General features: G+C 64.6%; 13 protein-coding genes. 7 read left to right on the top strand and 6 right to left on the bottom strand.

Translation table 11 applies throughout. The features are described from left to right. Positions 1-14: 14 nt before the first annotated feature. Complete coding sequence (locus MTX21_RS00530; protein WP_280970009.1) at positions 15-1,877, bottom strand: caspase family protein; 1,863 nt, start codon at positions 1,875-1,877, stop codon at positions 15-17. 176 nt (positions 1,878-2,053) lie between these two features. Then, a complete protein-coding gene (locus tag MTX21_RS00525) occupies positions 2,054-3,961 on the bottom strand; it encodes an acyl-CoA synthetase (RefSeq protein WP_280970008.1) in 1,908 nt (635 codons plus the stop codon). Positions 3,962-4,345: 384 nt separating this feature from the next. Here MTX21_RS00525 and MTX21_RS00520 point away from each other — a divergent pair, with 384 nt between their 5' ends. Then, positions 4,346-5,152 (top strand): cyclic nucleotide-binding domain-containing protein, encoded by an 807-nt coding sequence (locus MTX21_RS00520; protein WP_280970007.1) that lies wholly within the window; start codon positions 4,346-4,348, stop codon positions 5,150-5,152. Positions 5,153-5,469: 317 nt separating this feature from the next. Here the strand turns inward: MTX21_RS00520 and MTX21_RS00515 are convergent, their stop codons facing one another. Beyond that, positions 5,470-6,027: a cytochrome b gene (locus MTX21_RS00515; RefSeq protein WP_280970006.1), complete on the bottom strand. Its 558-nt coding sequence runs from the start codon at positions 6,025-6,027 to the stop codon at positions 5,470-5,472. A gap of 179 nt (positions 6,028-6,206) precedes the next feature. Between MTX21_RS00515 and murI the strand changes: the two genes are divergently transcribed. From murI to MTX21_RS00485, 6 genes are all read left to right on the top strand, one after another. Continuing rightward, the gene (murI, locus tag MTX21_RS00510) at positions 6,207-7,004 is read left to right on the top strand and encodes a glutamate racemase (protein WP_280970005.1); all 798 of its coding nucleotides are present in this window, start codon (positions 6,207-6,209) and stop codon (positions 7,002-7,004) included. A gap of 151 nt (positions 7,005-7,155) precedes the next feature. Further along, complete coding sequence (locus MTX21_RS00505) at positions 7,156-7,929, top strand: aldolase/citrate lyase family protein (RefSeq protein ID WP_280970004.1); 774 nt, start codon at positions 7,156-7,158, stop codon at positions 7,927-7,929. Positions 7,930-7,996: 67 nt separating this feature from the next. Beyond that, the gene (locus MTX21_RS00500) at positions 7,997-8,380 is read left to right on the top strand and encodes a cupin domain-containing protein (RefSeq protein WP_280970003.1); all 384 of its coding nucleotides are present in this window, start codon (positions 7,997-7,999) and stop codon (positions 8,378-8,380) included. Positions 8,381-8,486: 106 nt separating this feature from the next. Beyond that, positions 8,487-9,266, top strand: a complete 780-nt coding sequence (locus MTX21_RS00495; protein ID WP_280970002.1) for an acyltransferase — start codon at positions 8,487-8,489, stop codon at positions 9,264-9,266. Between the two features lie 204 nt (positions 9,267-9,470). Continuing rightward, positions 9,471-10,088, top strand: a complete 618-nt coding sequence (rpsD, locus tag MTX21_RS00490) for a 30S ribosomal protein S4 (protein WP_212407322.1) — start codon at positions 9,471-9,473, stop codon at positions 10,086-10,088. An 86-nt stretch (positions 10,089-10,174) separates the two neighbouring features. After that, on the top strand, positions 10,175-11,242 hold the full coding sequence (locus MTX21_RS00485; protein WP_280970001.1) for a threonine aldolase family protein: 1,068 nt from the start codon (positions 10,175-10,177) through the stop codon (positions 11,240-11,242). A gap of 3 nt (positions 11,243-11,245) precedes the next feature. On the opposite strand, the gene MTX21_RS00480 is transcribed toward MTX21_RS00485, so the two are convergent. From MTX21_RS00480 to MTX21_RS00470, 3 genes are read right to left on the bottom strand one after another with little or no spacing between them, the layout of a single operon-like run. Then, a complete protein-coding gene (locus MTX21_RS00480) occupies positions 11,246-12,508 on the bottom strand; it encodes a serine hydrolase domain-containing protein (RefSeq protein WP_280970000.1) in 1,263 nt (420 codons plus the stop codon). A gap of 1 nt (position 12,509) precedes the next feature. Further along, positions 12,510-13,796: a serine hydrolase domain-containing protein gene (locus MTX21_RS00475; RefSeq protein ID WP_280969999.1), complete on the bottom strand. Its 1,287-nt coding sequence runs from the start codon at positions 13,794-13,796 to the stop codon at positions 12,510-12,512. Positions 13,797-13,839: 43 nt separating this feature from the next. Beyond that, complete coding sequence (locus tag MTX21_RS00470) at positions 13,840-14,394, bottom strand: O-acetyl-ADP-ribose deacetylase (RefSeq protein ID WP_280969998.1); 555 nt, start codon at positions 14,392-14,394, stop codon at positions 13,840-13,842.

Below are 14,394 nucleotides of genomic sequence, written 5' to 3'. Positions count from 1 at the left end.
TAGTTCGCCGTCGGCTAATTGCACACCTCGTAATTCCCGCCAGTCGTGACATTCGAACTGACCCTTCCGGGGATCACCCCGCTCACGAGCCGGCACCCTTTTTGCACCGGGCGACAGCCGGTCGAACTGCAGATAATCTGCCCGCTCGCCTCAGGTTTGGACGGCGAGGATTCGGTTGCCTTCCGTTCCGCGTCGCGTCTCGAAGGATTCTCGCGCGTTGCGACCGGCTTCTTGTCCTGCACCTTCTCGCATTCGTTGTCGTCGCTGACGCGATAGCCGGCGCGGCAAGTGATCTTGACGCATTGATCGCCGTCGGCCCTGAAACCGAAATTGCACACGAGCGGGCAGACCCGGCCCGGCTTCGCTTTCAGAGCATCGAGCGCGTCGACGCTGGCGAGCTTCACGTCGAACTGGGTGCCGGCGTATTTGTTGAACATCGTCAGCGAGCGCTGCGATGCGGCGCTCCAGTCGCCGTCGGCGGCAGCGGACAGGCAGCCCACGCGGCGCAGTTCGCTCTGCACGGATTTTGTCAGATCAGCCGCCGACAACGTCGACGCCGGCGCAGGCGAGAGAGCGGCCACTTTCTGGTTCTCGCCCTCAGGCATCTGCCGATCCGTCGACTGCTTTGCGCTCTGCTCTGCTGACGCCTTCTCGGCGGCCTGCTTGGCGGCGAGCTCGGCTTTGGCCTTCTCCGCCGCCTGCTTCTCCGCGAGCGCTTTCGCGGCGGTAGCCTCGGCCGCCTTGCGTTGCCGCTCGGCCGCTTCGGCTCTGGCCTGCTCGACCTGCTTGGCCTTCTCGGCGGCGATGCGCGCCTCCTCTGCAGCCTTCGCCGCAGCAGTGGCCTTTTCCAGCTCCGCCTTCTGGGCCCGCTCGCTGGCGAGCCTCGTCTTCTCCTGTTCGGCGAGGCGCGCCTTCTCGGTCGCCGCAGCCCGCTCCTCTTCGGCCGCAATCTTCTTCAACTGAACACGCGCCAGATTGGCGTAGAATCCGTCGGGATAGGCTTGCAGAAATGCTTCCCAGGCCTCGCGGAGGCCGGCCTGCAGCGCCAGCTCGTAGTCGCGGCGGACGCTGTCCTGCGGATTGGCCTGCGGGCCGGCGGCGACCGGCTTTGCCGGGACCAGCGCCACGTCATCGCCGCCCAGCGAGCCATAGACGAACGGCTCCTGCTTGTAGCCGGTCGCCTTCAGGACGTCATCGCGCACGAAGCCGAACGCCTTGCGCAGATCGAGGCCGGGCTTCAGCAGATGATCGCCAAGCGCCGTTGCAAAGGGACTGTTTTTGGAATCGCCGTCGGAGGCGGTCGAGCCGGCCTTCGCCGCAAAGGCGATCATCGTGTTCGGGCTGGTCGGTTCGATCTTGGCGAGACCGCGGCCGATCGCCCGCGAGGCCACCGTCCGCTTCATGGTCTTGGCGAAGGGGTTGTCGCGGCAGGCATCAAGGATCACCAGGCGAAGCTGTTTCGCCGGCTCGATGGCGACCAGCACGCGATCAAGCGGGAACGCTTCGTCGTAAACATCGGTATCGGTTTCGAGGGCGGCGTCGGTCGGGATGAGGTAGTTGTTGCCATCGACCTCCATGCCGTGACCGGCGTAGTAGACGACCGCAACGTCGGCATCTCGCGTGCGGGTGCCGAACTCGCGCAGCGCCTTGCGCATCTCGGACCCGCTCAAGTCCTGCTTGACCTCGACGGAGTCGAAGCCGGCCCTCTTGAACATGCCGCCGATCAGGCCGGCATCGCTCACCGGATTGGCGAGCTGCGGCACGCTTCTATAGGCCGAATTGCCAATGACGAGCGCGACCCGCTTCTCGGCGTGAGCCGGTCCGCTAATCAGCCAGGTCGCAAAAATCAATAATCCAAAAAGCCGAAACGGAATCACTGCAGTCCCCCCGGATGCAATTCCACAACACTAGTGGCAGCATGGCCGAATGCCAAATCGTCCTATGTGATATCCGTCACACAAGGTCATCCAAGCGGGCCGATGGATAATGCGCCCAAGCGCCCTCGCCTGAATTTGGCGAGAGCTGGGGCCAGGCCTGATCCGAGGCGCCTGCACTAAGCGTGCACTACCTCGTGCCGCATCACGAACGGTGCAAGCAGCGCGTGTACCTCGCCGACGACCAGCTCGCGCTCTTCCTCCGGGAGCCCGGCGAGCGTCACCGTGGCGATCGAGCCGTGGCTGCCATGGGCGCCGACCTGCACCTTGCAGTCGATGCCGCGCTCGGCGATCGGCGCCAGCACCTTGGTGAACACGCGCTGCGCAGCGTCCCAGCGAAGCTGCGGCTTGAACACCTTGCCGACACCGGTCACCGGCATCGGATCGATCGGGATGACCTGCACGGGCACGGCGGCTCGCTCCGGCGTACGCTCGCGCACCCACGCCTCCAGCTCGCCCGGCTCGACCTTGGCGCCCGGCTTGAGCTGCACGTAGCCGACGGGCAGCTCGCCGGCATAGGCGTCGGGCTGCCCGACCACCGCGGCGAAGCCGACGGCGGGATGGCGGAACATGATCTCCTCGATCGGTGCCGGATCGATGTTGTGGCCGCCGCGGATCACGAGATCCTTGGCGCGGCCGGTGATCCAGAGATAGCCGTCGGGATCCAGCCGGCCGAGATCGCCGGAATTGACCCAGACCTCGTCGACGAAGGCGCCCTTGTTGTGTTCGTCGTTGAGATAACCGCCGAACACACCGGGCCCGGCCATGATCACGACGCCGATCTCGTCGGACGCGCAGTCGCGGATCAGGCGGCCGTCGGCATCGAGCTGCACGATGCGCACGCGTGCGTAAGGCATCGGCAGTCCGACCGAGCCGAGCCGGATCGGCCGCGACGGATAGGCCAGGGTGTGCACGCTCGACGTCTCCGTCATCCCGTAGACCTCGACCACCGGCAGCTTGAGCTTGTCCTGGATCGCCGAGCCGACGGCGACGGGTATCGCCGAGCCGCCGCCGGCGGCGTATTTCAGGCTGGAGATGTCGGCGTTGCCCGGCGGCACAGCGAGCGCGGCGGCGAGCACCGTCGGCACGCTCGACAGCGCCTCCACCCTGAAGCGCTCGACCAGTCCCCAGATGTTCTTCACCGAATTCGGATTGCGCCATCCGCTCGGCGACAGCACGACGAGCGATCCGCCGCTCGACAGCGTCAGCAGCACCTGCGTCAACGAGCCACCGACATGAAATAGCGGCATGCCGAACAGCATGTTGCCGCCGGGCTTCGACTTCAGCATCAGACCGAGCGCCCACGCCTGATAGACCTGGTTGGCATGGGTGTGGCGGACCAGCTTCGGCGTGCCGGTGGTGCCGCCGGTGTGGAAATAAGCGGCGATGTCGTCGCGATGAATCTTGCGACCGCTGACGAGCCGGTCGGACGGCTGCTGCTTGATCAGGTCGCTGAATGCGTAGATTCCCTTGTCGGGATCGCCGCCGCCGGCCACCTGCACGATCGCCTTGAGATGTTTGAGCTGCGGGCGGATCTGCTCGACCTTCTGCCAGACGTCGGTGCCCGGCATCGGCCCCAGCACCACCAGGATCCTGGTGTTCGCAGCCTCGAGAATCTCGGCGATCTGGTACGGCTCCAGCAGCGGATTGACGGGGTTGGCGATGCCCGCGGCCTCCGCGCCGAACAACGTCACGAAGGCGTCGGGCACCAGCGGCAGCATGAAGCTGATGACGTCGTCCTTGCCCGCGCCGAGCGCGTGAAACATGTTGGCGGCCTGCGTCACGCGGGCGATGAAGTCGCGGTAGCTGACGACGAGCGGCGTGTCGGCCGGATCGGCATTTTGCAGGAACTGGATCGCTGCCCCATCGGGGTTGCGCGCAGCTCCAAGCTGGATCGCGTCATAGGTGCTCTCGGCCGCAACGCGATCGGCATACGGGACCTGCTCGAAGGCCCGGACCTCCTCGTCCGTCAAAAGATCCGGATAGTCGTTGCCGATAAGCCGATCGAGCGCGTGAATGCCCGCCATGGAATTCCGTCCTCCCTCATGTTCATTCCCCGCCCCTTGTCGTTGACATTTTGGTTCAGGCGAGGTCTCGACCGATTGTGGGTCGAGCGCGGACAGAATGATGGATGAACTGGCGTTCGTCCATTGCCTCGGCATTGCGGCGACAAGATCTGCTGACGCCGGATCGGAGAATTTGGTGCGGCTCACAACCCTCCCGCTGCCGAATCACGATCTGTTCGGATCACAGGCGCAACGAACGGGCAATTGCCGAAACTCCCGTTCGGGTTAAAATTCGCCCCTTGCGGCAGGACCGCCGGAAACTCCATTCAAGCGGTCGTCATTCGATTTCGGCTATACGTCTTAAGACCATCGATCAGGACTGAAGGCCTTACGCGGGGACATATCATGGCGTCCAGCAGCGCAGACATTTCGACGATCCTCGACCGCATTCTCGATGCGGCAACGGACAACCTCAGGATCGCGAAGATTTTGGTCCAGATGGGCCTCGATCCCAACGACGTCACCTACGACGCGATCTTCAATCGGCTGCTGGAGATCTTTCTGCACAACATCACGCTGGCCAATCTACTCGCGGCCATCGGCGCCGGCTTCTTCGTCGCCACCTTGCTGATGCGGACGATGGTGCCGTTGCGCGTCGTCAACATGATCGGCTGCGTGTTCTTCGCCGCCTTCGGCGCGCTCTCCGCGAACGTCTCGACGTTCCTCCTGTATCTGCTGCTGCTTCCGATCAACGCCGTGCGCCTGCGGCAGATGCTCAAGCTCGTCAAGAAGGCGCGCCATGCAGCGGAAGGCGACATGTCGATCGAATGGCTCAAGCCGTTCATGACCGAGCGCAAATATCGCAGCGGCGATGTCCTGTTCAAGCTGCGCGATCCCGCGAACGAAATGTACCTGACGGTCACCGGAAAATTCCTGGTCAAGGAGATCAATGTCGAGATCCTGCCCGGAACCCTGATGGGAGAGCTCGGCTTCCTGACGCCGGACAACCGCCGAACCGGCACGGTCGAGTGCATCGAAGACGGACAGGTGCTGACCATCACCTATGATCGGCTGCTCGAGATCTACTTCCAGGATCCGCAATTCGGCTACTACTTCCTGGTCCTCACCAGCCAGCGCCTGCTGCAGAACATCCAGCGCCTGCAGGACCAGCTCGCGGCAGAGCGGGCGGCGACCACGAACAGGATCGCGTGATCGGCGCCGTCTGGTTCGACGACGGGACTAATAGTGTCGTCATTGCGAGCGCAGCGAAGCAATCCAGAATCTTTCCACGGAGATAGTCTGGAGTGCTTCGGTGCGCTCGCAATGACGCGATTGGGGTGCGCGCGTCGCATAATCTCACTGTTATCGCCCGCCTTGTGCGCAATTGCGCACTGGGGCGGGCGATCCAGTATTCCAGAGGCGGCGCGAGGATACGGAGCAACCGCGGCGTACTGGATGCCCCGGCCAAGCCGGGGCACGACAGCGGCGTATGGGGCTACAGCACTCGCAACGCCCTCGCGAAAACGCCCCTACCCCGCCTCGGCCTCGCCCGTCACCATCCGCGCCACAACACGGTCGCGGCGGATGAACTGGTGCCAGAGGGCGGCGACCAGGTGAAACGCGATCAGCGCAAGCAGCACATAGGCAAAGAAGATGTGACGGTCCTCATAGGCGCCTGCTGCCGCGCGGTCGGGAGAGGTGAATTGCGGCACGTGAAACAGGCCGAAGAAGTCAGAGTAGTCGGGCGAACGCGCACCGGAATGCGCCCAGCCCAGCATCGCGACCAGAATGACGACGAGATAGAGCGCGCCATGGCTGACGTGGGCGACGATCTTCTGCCAGCGCGAGGTCTCGGCCGGCAGCGCCGGCGTGGGGTTGATGGCGCGCCAGACCAGGCGGATGAATGTGAGCAGCAGGATCACATAGCCGATGTCGGCGTGGATCGAACGGTAAAAGAACCGGTCGGGGCGCGCCGGGATGTGGTTCATCCACCAGCCGAAGCCGATCATTCCGATGATCGCCAGCGCCAAGATCCAGTGCAGCCATCGGGCGACGCTGCCCCAGCCGGCATTCGTATTTCTGATCATGTCAGCTTCCCCGGAATTTGCGGGTATGTCGTCGCCGCCCGCACCGCAGCACGGCTTCCTGATAGCGGGATAGGACGGCAGTTACGAATTGGAATTGTTCCAAATCAATATTCTGGCGGCTTGGCCGCAAAAGCGCCCCAAAAACCGAATGGTAACCATGCGAGGGCTAAGCTAGCGACGTGACCGATATTCCGACCATCCTGGTGTTCGATTCCGGCCTTGGCGGGCTCACGGTGTTGCGCGAGGTCGTGGCCGCGCGCCCCGACGCGCATTACGTTTATGTCGCCGACGATGCCTTCTTTCCCTACGGCCACCACAGCGAGGACGAGATCGTCGCCCGCGTGGTGCCGCTGATGGGGGAACTGATTGGCACGCACGATCCTGACCTCATCGTCATCGCCTGCAACACGGCTTCCACCCTGGTCCTATCGCAGCTACGCGCCGCTTATTCCGTGCCCTTCGTCGGTACGGTGCCGGCGATCAAACCGGCCTGCGCGCAGTCGAAGACCCGCCGCGTCTCGGTGCTCGGCACCAAGGGCACGGTGAAGCGCGAATATACGCGCGCGCTGATCCGCGACTTCGCGCAAGGCTGCGAGGTGACGCTGGTCGGCTCGCCCGAGCTCGCCTCGCTCGCCGAAGCCGCGCTTGGCGGCAAGCCGATCAGCGACGGCGACATCCTCGCCGAACTGAAACCCTGCTTCGTCGGTGACCCCGAGGACGCGACTGCGCGCACCGACACGGTCGTGCTCGCCTGCACGCACTATCCGCTGCTGCTCGAACGATTGAAGAAGCTTGCGCCCTGGCCGGTCGACTGGATCGATCCGGCGCCTGCGATCGCCCGCCGCGTCTCGGATCTGCTGGGGCCGAAAGCTGCCGATCTCGTCCAGACCGGCGCCGAGATGATCTTCACCTCGAACCGCGCGCATGGGCTTGGGCCCACGCTGACACCGTTCTTCGGCGGCCGCGTGCCGGCTTAGAGTATGATCCGGAAAAGTGTGCAGCGGTTTTCCGACCAGATCATGCTCCAACAAAACTAAGGCTTTAAAGCGCGGCGCGCTTTAGAGCCGACTTTCGGCCCACGCGGCGGGCTGCTAGCCTCTGCCGTCGTCATCCCGCCGCAGGTTTCCCATGTCGGTCCCATCAACGCCGCTCAACCGTCTCCGCCAGCTTTGGCGCGAGGGCCGTCCCGCCTTCGGCGCGATCGCGACGATCCCGAGCGTGCAGACCGTGCAGATCATGGCGCGCTCGCTCGACTGGATCATCGTCGATCTCGAGCACGGACCGATCGGTCTGTCGGAAGCCCACGCGATGATCGCCGCCACCACGGGGACGCCCTGCACGCCGCTGGTGCGGATCGCGGCCAACGAGCCGTGGCTTGCAAAGGCGCCGATGGACATCGGCGCCTTCGGCATCAATTTTCCGATGATCACCAACCGCGAAGATGCCGAGAAAGCGGTGCGCAGTGTGCGCTACCCGCCGCGCGGCGACCGGCTCTGGGGCCCCTTCCACGCGCCGTTCCGCTGGGGCCAGTCGATGCCGGATTACATGGCCGGCGCCGACGACGAGATGATCTGCATGATCACCATCGAGCATGTCGACGCGGTCAACCGCATCGACGAGATCATGGCCACGCCCGGCATCGACGTCGCTGTGATCGGCCCCGGCGATCTCGCGACCTCCATCAACAAGCGCGGGCAGATGGATGATCCGGAGCTGCTCGAGCTGATCGCCCGCGCCGAGGCCGGCATCCTCAGAAGTGGCGTGCCGATCGGCGGCGTCGCGCGCACCGCCGAGCAGGCTAACCGGCTGATCGACCGCGGCTACCGCGCCATCGCGCTCGGCTTCGACTGGTCGCTGTTCCAGCGTGGCATCATGGCCGCGTTCGAAGGGATCAAGCGCTGAATGGGCGGGCTGGCCTTGCCGGGAACGGCCGCGCTGCTAGGGTCTGCCGCTCCAGGGAGGAACTTTCATGATCAAGAAGACTTTGCTCGCTCTGACCTTCGCAGGCCTCGCTTTTTCGGCCTTCGCCCAGCAATCCGGTATCAAGCGCACCCCGCTCCAGAAGATCGACTTTCCGGAAGGCTACACGACGGTGACCGCCGTCGCCGAAGTGCCCCCGGGCGGCGCCGCCGGCCGCCACACTCATCCCGGGATCGAGACGGGCTATGTATTGGAGGGCGAGGCCGACCTCGTCATCGAGGGTCAGCCGGACAAGCATCTGAAAGCCGGCGATTCCTACCAGATCCCGGCCGGCGTCGTGCATGACGCCAAGACCCATGGCGACAAGTCATTGAAAGTCCTTGGGATCTACATCGTCGACAAGACCAAGCCGCTGGCGACGCCAGCCCCATGATGGGCCGAACCGACACCGGCCCCCAGCCGGTTGGTTCGTGCTAGTGCAGACGGCGAGCGGGAGCCCCTCGCCGCACCCCATTTCAATCCGCGGGAACCGGAGAACGATGCGCGGTACACCAAAGCACATTTCGCTGCCACGCCGTCTGATTTGCGACCTCATGCGCGCCTCGATGAGCGTGCCATTCGTTTCCCTGTCCCGACCGCTTCAGATCCGTCCCTTGCTCGAGGCGCGCGCCACCGCGCTGGCGCCAGCCGGTTGGGCCGCGATGTTCGTCAAGGCCTTCGCCCTCGTTGCCCGGGACGAGCCGATCCTGCGCACGGTCTACGCCAAATGGCCCCGGCCGGCGCTTTACGAGCTGCCCAAGAGCGTGGCGCTGATTGCGATCGCGCGGACCGAGGACGGCGAGGAATGCGTGCTGCCGCAGCGGGTCGCGGCCCCGGAGGCCCTGCCGCTCGCCGAGATCGATGCCCAGATCAGGCATGCCAAGGCGGCGCCGATCCAGGATGTGCCGATGTTCCGCAAGATCATGCGGGCGACCCGCCTGCCGCTGCCGCTGCGACGGCTGTCCTGGGCGGTGGGGCTGAATTTCGGCCGCCAGCGGGGCAACTGGTTCGGCAGCTTCTCCGTGACCTCGGTCGCCGCCTATGGCGGCGGCGAGCTCCAGGCCATCACGCCCGGCCCCTTCATCGTCAGCTATGGGGTGGTCGGGCGCGACCAGACCATCCATGTCGTGATCCGCTGGGACCACCGGGTGACCGATGCCGCCCCGATCGCCCGGGTCCTGACCAAGCTGGAACAGGTCCTGAACACTGAAATTGCTGCCGAATTACGGGGGACCCGGCCAGCGGCCGAGCCGAAGCCGGTCCGGGCAGTCAGGACGTGACGGCGGCGGGCTATTCGCGTTGACAGGACAGCCCAAACTCCCCTAAAAGCCCCCCTGCTCGCGGGCCGATTTCGGCCCGCGAAGCGTTTCGCGACCCGTGGTCCTGTTCCTTTCCAAGCTTTGGGGATTGGACCTGTCGGTGCCGGGCTAGCCCGTCACACAGGAGGGCGCGTCTCCTCAAATCATGAACCCTAAGAGGACGCGATGACTAAGCGCAGTGAGGCGAAGTACAAGATCGATCGCCGTATGGGCCAGAACATCTGGGGCCGCCCGAAGAGCCCCGTGAACCGCCGCGAATACGGCCCCGGCCAGCATGGCCAGCGCCGCAAGGGCAAGCTCTCCGACTTCGGCGTGCAGCTCCGCGCCAAGCAGAAGCTGAAGGGCTACTACGCCAACATCTCCGAGCGCCAGTTCCACGGCATCTATGTCGAGGCGAGCCGCCTCAAGGGTGACACCGGCGAGAACCTGATCGGCCTGCTCGAGCGCCGTCTCGATGCGGTCGTCTACCGCGCCAAGTTCGTCTCCACGATCTTCGCCGCGCGTCAGTTCATCAACCACGGCCACATCAAGGTGAACGGCCGCAAGGTCAACATCTCGAGCTACCAGCTCAAGGTCGGCGACGTGATCGAGGTCAAGGAAGCCTCCAAGCAGCTCGCCCACGTGCTGGAGGCGAGCCAGCTCGCCGAGCGCGACGTGCCCGACTATCTCGAAGTCGACCACGGTAAGATGACCGCAAAATACGCGCGCATCCCCGGCCTCTCCGACGTACCGTTCCCGGTGCAGATGGAGCCCCATCTGGTCGTCGAATTCTATTCGCGCTAATAACGAAATTCGAAAGGCCCCGGTTCGCCGGGGCCTTTTTGCTTAAGAGCCACCTCAGTGGCCGTCCCGCCGTCAGGAGGCGCCCCATGCTCTACACCCCTCCCCCCGTCGATCCCAAGGCGCCGCCGGTGCGCGTCAACCTGCTCTCGGACACGCAGACGCGGCCGACCGCTGCCATGCGCGAGGCGATCGCGCGCGCCGAAGTCGGCGACGAGCAGGTCGGCGATGATCCGACCGTGAACGCGCTGTGCGAACGCGTCGCCGATCTCCTAGGCAAGGAGGCCGCGGTGTTCATGCCGTCGGGCACGATGTGCAACGTCACGGCAACGCTGGTGCACTGCCGTCCCGGCGACGAGATCCTCGCGCATGAGACCGCGCATATCATCGCCCGCGAGGGCGGCGCCCACGCCGCGCTCGGCGGCTTCCAGGTTACGCAACTAAAGGGCCCCGACGGCCAGTTCACGCCGGAGACGTTCCGCAAGGCGCTCCATCCGCGCACCCGCTACCAGCCCTCGCAGACGATCGTCAGCGTCGAGCAGACCGCCAATATCGGCGGCGGCACGATCTGGAAGAAAGCGGCGCTGGACGAGATCGTCGCCATCGCGAAAGCAAACGGCCTCGCCACCCACATGGACGGTGCGCGCCTCCTGAACGCCACGGTCGCGACCGGCATCTCCGCGCGCGACATGACCGCCGGCTGGGACTCGGCCTGGATCGACTTCTCCAAGGGCCTCGGCGCACCGATCGGCGGCGCGCTCGCGGGTTCGCGCGCCTTCATCGACGCGGTCTGGCAGTGGAAGCAGCGCCTCGGCGGCTCGATGCGACAGGCCGGCATCTGTGCGGCCGCCTGCATCTACGCGCTCGACCATCACGTCGAGCGGCTTGCCGACGACCATGCCAATGCACGCGCGCTGGCACGCGGGCTGTCGCAGATCGCAGGCATCGACGTGCAGGAGCCCGAGACCAACCTTGTGTTCTTCAAGCCGGACGGCGCCGGCATTCCCGGCGACAAGATGATTGCGGCGTTACGCCAGCGCGGCGTGATGCTCGCGATGATGGATGGGCGCATCCGCGCCTGCACGCATCTCGACGTCACCGCGAGCCAGATCGAGGAGACGATCGGCCACGTCCGCGAGATCGTACGCGGCGCGTAGCGCTCAGCGCCCCATGGCCTGATAGATCAGCGTCTTCAGCGCCAGTTGAATCCGGCCGCGCTGCGATGGGGTCTGCACCATGAAGATCCCGAACAGGTCGTCCTCGGGATCGATGAAGAAGAAGGTGCCGCCCACGCCGTCCCAGCGATACTCGCCGAGCGGCCACGAGGTGGTCGGCGGCACCGAGGTGCGCACCGCAAAGCCGAAGCCGAAACCGCTGGTTGCGCCCGGATAATAGTTCTGGTCGCGCGCGATCCTTGTCTCAGGCCCGATATGATCCGACGCCATCAATGCGATGGTCTCGGGCTTCAGATAGCGCCGACCTTCATAGGTGCCGCCATTCAGCAGCATCTGCGCGAAACGGGCGTAGTCGCCGACTGTGCCGACCATGCCGCCGCCGCCCGATTGCCATTTCAGCGGTCGCCTGATGTCGCGGACCTGCGTCGTCGGATTGATGTTGCGGTCATCCGGCATCGGCTCGGCAATGCGCGAAAATTTGGCGGGATCGGCAACGTAGAATGCAGTCTCGCTCATCCCGAGCGGATCGAGCAACCGCTCCTTCTCGAACTGCAGCAGCGTTTTCCCCGAGATCACCTCGACGACACGACCGAGCACGTCGGTGGAATAGCCGTAGTCCCACACCGTGCCCGGCTGCTCGGCCAGTGGCAGCGTGGCGATCTTCGCGACGAAGTCGGCATTGGTGAGATCGCCGTTGAAGAGGTTGGCCTCTGCATAGAGCTGGTGCACCGCGCCGCCGCCATAATAGCCATAGGGCAGCCCGGAAGTGTGACGCAGCAGATCCTTGATCGTGATCGGACGATTGAGCGGCTCCAATACCAGCGCGGTCTTGCCGTCCTCGGCCTCGGTCTCGACGCCGACCTTCATGCCGGCAAAGGCCGGAATGTATTTCGAGACGGGATCGTCGAGCGCGAGCTTGCCCTCCTCGACCAGCATCATCACCATAACGGAGGTGATCGGCTTCGACATCGAATAGAGACGGAAGATCGTGTCCGCGCTCATCGAAATCTCGGTCGCGACATCACGGACGCCGAAATTCTCGTAGTAGATCGGCTTGCCGTGCTGCTGCAGCAGCAGAATGGCGCCGGGAATCTTGCCGGTCGCGATCTCGTTCCTGATGTAGTCGGAGACCTTTGCCAGCCCTTCGGGCGAGAAATTGTGCGCAACGCGTCGCTCGGAGCCCGCCTGCGCACCGATTGCACCGAACAGTAGGACGAGCGCCGCGATGAGCGCGCGGCGCCCGCACATGTCACTTCTCCATCGCTTCATAAACCAACTGCTTCAGTGTCCGCTGCACGCGCTGGCGCTCGGTCGGGGTCTGCTCCAAGAGGACGAAGAACATGTCCTGCTTGGGGTCGATCACGAAATAGCAGCCGGAGGCGCCATCCCACTTCAATTCGCCGAGATCGCCGGGCGGTGGCGGCTTGGCGTTGCCGGGATCGGTGCGAACCGCAAGCCCGAGCCCGAAGCCGAAGCCATCGCCGGGGAAGTAGAAGTAATCGCGATCGACGCCCGAGTTCGGGCCGACTTGGTCGGTCACCATCAGCTTGAACGTCTCCGGCTTGAGAATGGTCTTGCCGTCGAGGCTGCCGCCGTTGAGCAGCATCTGCGCAAAGCGTTCGTAATCCGCCATGGTCGAGACCATACCGCCGCTGGCGGACTGCCACTTCTTGACCACGGTCGGATCGTTGATCCGGCCGACCCGGAAATCGCTGTCGTTCGGCACAGGCTGCGCCAGAAGCTTCTGCTTCGCCGGATCGGTGACGAAGAAGCCGGTATCGACCATGCCGAGCGGATCGAGCAGCTTTTCCCGCTCGATCTCGAGCAGTGACTTGCCGGTGGCGACTTCCATGACGCGCGCCAGGATGTCGGTGGAATGGCCATACTGCCAGAGCGCGCCCGGCTGGTTGTGCAGCGGCAACTTGGCGATGCGCTCGGCGAACTCGGCAAGATCGAAATCGCCCGCATAGATATTGGCGTCGCGATAGGCCTTGCGGACCAAGCTGTCGCCATAAAAGCCATAGGTGACGCCGGAGGTGTGCGTCATCAGGTCGCGCACCGTCAGCGGCCGGTTGGGCGGCACCAGCTCGAGCGACCTACTGCCGTCCTCGGCCTTCTTCTCGACGCCGACCTTCACATTGGCAAACGAGGGGACGTATTTCGAGACGGGATCGTCGAGCTTGATCTTGCCGTCCTCGATCAATCGCATCGCGACCACCGATGTGATCGCCTTGGTCATTGAGAACAGGCGGAAAATCGTCTTGTCCGTGATCGGCGCCTTGCTGATGACGTCCTGTACGCCGAACGCCTCGTGATAGACCGGCTTGCCGTGCTGGCGGATCAGCACCGTCGCGCCGGCGATCTTGCCGGTGGCAACCTCGTTCTTGAAGAACTCACTGATCTTGGCGAGCTTGTCCTGATTGAAATGCGCGCCGGCCGGAACTTCGTAAGTCCCCTCCGCCTGCGCCAGCGATATTGTGCCAAAAGATATCAAGGCGCCGCAAAGCAGCGCGCGCAGCCCAAAATATGAAGTCATATCCCCTCCCCGGAACATGGTCCGGCGGAGTGTACTGACCGGCTCAGTCGGCACAAGAGCCGCTGTGCCGATTGAGTGCCTCGGCATGGAGGGCGGCGCTCGGCTCCGAGAAGCAGCAAAACACGACGCGGGTGACGGAAGGCGCCCCCGGCAGCGCTTCGATCGTGGTGCGGACGGCAATATCGGCGGCCCGGTCGGCGGGGAAGCGGTAGACGCCGGTCGAAATTGCGGGAAACGCCACCGAAGTCAGCTCATGCTTCCGGCACAGCGCCAGAGATCGACGATAGCAGGAGGCGAGCAGATCGTCCTCGCCGCTTGTACCATCGTTCCACACCGGTCCCACCGTGTGGATCACGTGGGCGGCCTTGAGCCGATAACCCTTGGTGATCTTGGCGTCGCCTGTCTTGCAGCCATGGAGCATGCGGCATTCGGCGACGAGTTCGGGACCGGCTGCCCGATGGATCGCTCCATCCACGCCGCCCCCGCCGAGGAGCGACGTGTTGGCCGCGTTGACGATGGCGTCAACGCTCAGCGTTGTGATGTCGGCAACAATGATCTCGAGCTGGGCGCCGCCAATCCGGCACGTCAGCTCCGGCAT

Source organism: Bradyrhizobium sp. ISRA430 (genome assembly GCF_029909975.1).
Lineage (GTDB): Bacteria > Pseudomonadota > Alphaproteobacteria > Rhizobiales > Xanthobacteraceae > Bradyrhizobium.
The sequence above is the reverse complement of the archived record's forward strand: the minus strand, read 5'-3'. Positions and strand labels throughout refer to the sequence as shown.

What these genes read in the sequence shown, in the direction of transcription:
- MTX21_RS00525 (WP_280970008.1), bottom strand. Translation starts at nt 3,961, where the DNA reads ATGGCGGGCATTCACGCGCTCGATCGGCTTATCGGCAACGACTATCCG.
- MTX21_RS00520 (WP_280970007.1), top strand. Translation starts at nt 4,346, where the DNA reads ATGGCGTCCAGCAGCGCAGACATTTCGACGATCCTCGACCGCATTCTC.
- MTX21_RS00515 (WP_280970006.1), bottom strand. Translation starts at nt 6,027, where the DNA reads ATGATCAGAAATACGAATGCCGGCTGGGGCAGCGTCGCCCGATGGCTG.
- MTX21_RS00505 (WP_280970004.1), top strand. Translation starts at nt 7,156, where the DNA reads ATGTCGGTCCCATCAACGCCGCTCAACCGTCTCCGCCAGCTTTGGCGC.
- MTX21_RS00500 (WP_280970003.1), top strand. Translation starts at nt 7,997, where the DNA reads ATGATCAAGAAGACTTTGCTCGCTCTGACCTTCGCAGGCCTCGCTTTT.
- MTX21_RS00495 (WP_280970002.1), top strand. Translation starts at nt 8,487, where the DNA reads ATGCGCGGTACACCAAAGCACATTTCGCTGCCACGCCGTCTGATTTGC.
- rpsD (WP_212407322.1), top strand. Translation starts at nt 9,471, where the DNA reads ATGACTAAGCGCAGTGAGGCGAAGTACAAGATCGATCGCCGTATGGGC.
- MTX21_RS00485 (WP_280970001.1), top strand. Translation starts at nt 10,175, where the DNA reads ATGCTCTACACCCCTCCCCCCGTCGATCCCAAGGCGCCGCCGGTGCGC.
- MTX21_RS00480 (WP_280970000.1), bottom strand. Translation starts at nt 12,508, where the DNA reads ATGTGCGGGCGCCGCGCGCTCATCGCGGCGCTCGTCCTACTGTTCGGT.
- MTX21_RS00475 (WP_280969999.1), bottom strand. Translation starts at nt 13,796, where the DNA reads ATGACTTCATATTTTGGGCTGCGCGCGCTGCTTTGCGGCGCCTTGATA.
- MTX21_RS00470 (WP_280969998.1), bottom strand. Translation starts at nt 14,394, where the DNA reads ATGCCGGAGCTGACGTGCCGGATTGGCGGCGCCCAGCTCGAGATCATT.